Below are 1,536 nucleotides of genomic sequence, written 5' to 3' on the forward strand. Positions count from 1 at the left end.
CCCAGCCGGCGGGTCAGGGTGAGGACCTGGCCGGGGCCGAAGCGGTCGGTGCGCTTGGGTGGGCGCAGCCCGTCGGCGTTGAGCGCCTCGGCGATCTGCCGGCTGGACAGGCCGCGGCCGGCCAGCTCTGTGACCCGCTCGACCAGCCGCGGGTAGTAGGACAGCTGGTCGAGGCGGGCGACCGGCCGGGTGGCCCGGCCGTGGGTCTGGTGCCCGCCGGCCCAGATGATGGTCACGTCCACCAGCTCGCTCTCGCCCACGACCGCCACCGTGACCTCCTCGACCACAGCGCGCAGGAGTTCCTTGCGGTCGGCCTCGCTGGTGCTCTCGGCGGCCCACAGCGCCGGCAGGTCGCGGGCGAGAGCGGCGAGGGAGTCGCGTTCGGCGGCGCTCAGGTGCACCGGCCGGGCCTCGGTGAAGCGCTGGTAGTCGGCCTCGAGCCGGCCGAGTTCGGCCAGGGCGGCTTCCCAGTCGGTTTCCAGCTGGCGGGCCACCAGGCGGTTCTCGGGTTCGGTGAGCTGGTACTGGCGCCGGGCCCGGTCGGCGGCGTAGCGGGCGCGTTCCAGCCGCTGGCGCCACAGCATGTCCAGCTCGGCCCGTTCCGTCTCGGCCTGAGCGGCGGCGTGCAGACAGACCTCGAGGGCGGCCGGGGCGACGGCGTCGAGCAGCTGGCCGGCCACGTACCGGTCGAGGTCCGGCCCGGCGAGGTGCTGGCAGGGGCTGCCTGCGCCATAGTTGACGGGCAGGTAGCTGCACCGGTAGCTGTGCGCGGCCGGGCTGTGGTAATTGACCGCCATCCGGTGGCCGCCGCAGAGCCCGCAGCGCAGCATGCCCGCCAGCAGCGCGGACCCCTCCCGCGGCGACCTGCCGGTTGGCTTCCAGCCGGGCCAGGTTGGCCTCGTAGCGTTCCCGGTTGATGTAGGCCGGCACCCGGTCGGGCAGGAGCACCTGCCAGTCGTCCATGGAGCGCACCACCCGCCCCGTGCTGGGCCGGCCCGGTTGCTTGCGCCGCGCGTCGGTGGCGCGCCGGCCGTAGGCGTAGTACCCGGCGTAGGCGGGGTTGTGCAGCATTATCTGAAGGGTTTCCCGGGTCGGCCGCCGCCAGTCCAGTTCGCCTTTGTCCGGGCCGCACCGGGTGCGCACCGGCAGCTGGATGTTGTTGTCGGCCAGGTGGCGCAGCACGGCGTTGAGCGTGCCGAGCCGGTCGAAGAGGTCGAAGACCAGCCGCACCGTCGTGCGGGCCTGCTCGTCGGGTTCGAAGACCACCTCCCCCGACGGCCGGCGCCAGTAGCCGATGGGCAGCGGTATGGCCAGCTCGCCGCGCTCGGCTTTGGCCAGCCTCCCGCCCGCCATCCGCTGCCGGATCAGGTACAGCTCACACTCGGACATGGTGCCCTTGAGCCCCAGCAGCAGGCGGTCGTTGTAGTAGCCGGGGTCATAGATGCCGTCGGGGTCGGCGAGCAGGGTCTCCGACAGCGAGCACAGCTCGATCAGCTGGTGCCAGTCGCGGCCGGTGCGGGCCAGCCGGGACATCTC

1 protein-coding gene and 1 pseudogene are annotated in these 1,536 nt (G+C 73.1%); both read right to left on the minus strand.

Annotation, left to right across the window (positions count from 1 at the left end; genetic code table 11):
- Positions 1-830, minus strand: an 830-nt coding sequence (locus tag MJ797_RS26640) for a zinc ribbon domain-containing protein (RefSeq protein ID WP_239342493.1), incomplete at its 3' end; no start/stop codon positions are given.
- A gap of 103 nt (positions 831-933) precedes the next feature.
- Positions 934-1,533: pseudogene (locus tag MJ797_RS26645) on the minus strand (recombinase family protein); the annotation flags it as partial.
- Positions 1,534-1,536 lie beyond the last annotated feature (3 nt).

It is taken from the genome of Protofrankia sp. CiP3 (assembly GCF_917627345.1).
GTDB lineage: Bacteria > Actinomycetota > Actinomycetes > Frankiales > Frankiaceae > Protofrankia.